This window comes from Maribacter sp. (genome assembly GCF_049667165.1).
Classification (GTDB): Bacteria; Bacteroidota; Bacteroidia; order Flavobacteriales; family Flavobacteriaceae; genus Maribacter_A.
This window is the reverse complement of the sequence record NZ_JBATHS010000312.1, coordinates 1-2,152: the sequence shown is the minus strand read 5'-3', so window position 1 is coordinate 2,152 and position 2,152 is coordinate 1. Positions and strand designations below refer to the sequence as shown.

Annotated in this window: 2 protein-coding genes; one reads left to right on the top strand and one right to left on the bottom strand. The window is 43.1% G+C overall.

The genetic code is table 11. The features are described from left to right. The first annotated feature begins 188 nt into the window (after positions 1 to 188). Positions 189 to 1,406 (top strand): multidrug effflux MFS transporter, encoded by a 1,218-nt coding sequence (locus tag WBM98_RS14490; RefSeq protein ID WP_424366739.1) that lies wholly within the window; start codon positions 189 to 191, stop codon positions 1,404 to 1,406. Positions 1,407 to 1,472: 66 nt separating this feature from the next. Here WBM98_RS14490 and WBM98_RS14485 read toward each other — a convergent pair. Next, positions 1,473 to 2,152: AMP-binding enzyme (locus WBM98_RS14485; protein WP_424366738.1), on the bottom strand; the 680-nt coding region annotated here is incomplete at its 5' end.

Sequence of the window (2,152 nt, the reverse complement as noted above, 5' to 3'; positions counted from 1 at the left end):
GACCTTTAGTATGCTTGAAGGAAAAGAAGTGAACCGTCCGGATAGAAAACATGGGAATATACCATTATAATTCTCTTTAATACTTTAGTGGGGCCCCATGATATTTTTGGATCATGGGGCTTATTTTTGAACAATAATTTGAAGTTATCTTATCACAAATTTAATGGGGATATCGCTACCTTTGGCGCATGCAAAAAGAGAATATAAAACCCAATTTCGAATTTATTGCGTTAATGGCGGCTTTGATGTCGTGCGTAGCTTTATCGATTGATGCGCTGTTGCCCGCTATTTCCCAGATTGGTATCGCAATAGATAGTCTTGATGCAACGGATAATCAGTTACTGATAACCATGATATTCTTGGGTTTGGGTATAGGCCAATTGTTCTTTGGTCCGCTATCGGATACCTTCGGAAGAAAACCGATGATCTATTTTGGGTTTGCCCTCTTCGGTTTGGCGAGTATTATCTGTCTTATGGCACCTTCATTGGAGTGGATGATAGTGGGCAGGATCTTACAAGGCATAGGATTGTCATCGGCACGTACCATCAGTATTTCAATAATCAGGGATACCTTTAGTGGGGATTATATGGCGAAGGTGATGTCTTTTGTAACAGCCTTTTTTATTTTGGTCCCAGTGGTGGCCCCGGCAATTGGGAAAGGGGTTATGGATGTTTTTGGATGGAAGGCCATATTCTACATGCAACTGATTGTATCATTGGCAGTGGTGATCTGGTTTTGGAGACGCCAACCAGAAACACTTCATCCCGAATATAAGATTCCGTTTTCGAGCCACATTTTTGTCGATGGGGTAAAAGAATTGGTCAAGTATAAGGAAACGCTGGCATTCACGCTGATATCTGGATTGATAACGGGGTCTTTTTTGGTCTATCTGAGTGCTTCGCAACACATTTTCGAGGATATTTATGGTCTTAAAAATGCATTTCCCTACATTTTTGCAGGGCTTTCCATCGCCATAGGATTGTCAACCTTTTTGAATGGCACCTTGGTGATGCGTTTTGGGATGCGAAAACTTTCGTTGACTGCCCTGATTCTATTTTGCACAGTGGCTTTGATTTATGTTATTTTATTTCGGAATTCAGGAAATCCCGATATCATGATATTGGTGGGGTTTCTTTCCGTACAGTTTTTTAGCTTGGGCTTTATGTGGGGTAATTTTCGTTCGATAGCCATGGAGCCTATTGGACACATTGCTGGAATAGGCGCCGCGATCACGGGTTTTATTTCGACCTTGCTATCGATACCCATTGCAGCTTATGTGGGCAGTTTTATTCAGGAATCGGTCTGGCCCATGTTTGTTGGCTTGGCCATTTGTGGTTTTATCTCCTTGGGTATATTTCTGGTGACGCGGGGAAAGGTTTTTAAGATGTCTAAACGTTTGGCTTAGATCAATAAAAAACCGCCCTTATTGTATTTAAAAGAGCGGTTTCCTATGCTGCTATTGTTTTATGCCTTATAGGGCATTATCCATGATTTCCTGAACAACTTCCGGGTTCAATAGGGTACTTGTATCCCCCAAGTTGGACGTATCCTTACTGGCTATTTTACGCAAGATGCGCCTCATGATCTTTCCACTTCTCGTTTTCGGTAATCCAGAAACAAATTGGATTTTGTCCAATTTGGCTATGGGCCCGATAAGCTCGGTAATCTGCTGATTGATTTCGTTGCGTACATTATCCTTATCACGACCTTCCCCGGTTTCCTTAAGGATCACGAAACCGTAAAGTGCATTGCCTTTGACATCATGGGGGAATCCTACAATGGCGGATTCTGCCACTGCCTGGTGTTCATTTATGGCATCTTCGATTGGGGCAGTTCCCAAGTTGTGACCAGATACGATGATCACATCATCGACACGTCCGGTGATCCTGTAATAACCCACGGCGTCCCTACTGGCACCATCACCCGTAAAATACATATTCTTAAAGGCTGAAAAATATGTGTCCCGATAACGTTCATGATTGCCCCAAATAGTCCTGGCAATCGATGGCCAAGGGAATTTAATGCACAGACGCCCCTCTACTTGGTTGCCTTTTATTTCATTGCCTTGCTCATCCATTAATGCAGGTTGCACCCCGATAAAGGGTAATGTGGCAAAGGTGGGGGTGGTCGGTGTTACATACGGTATGGGTG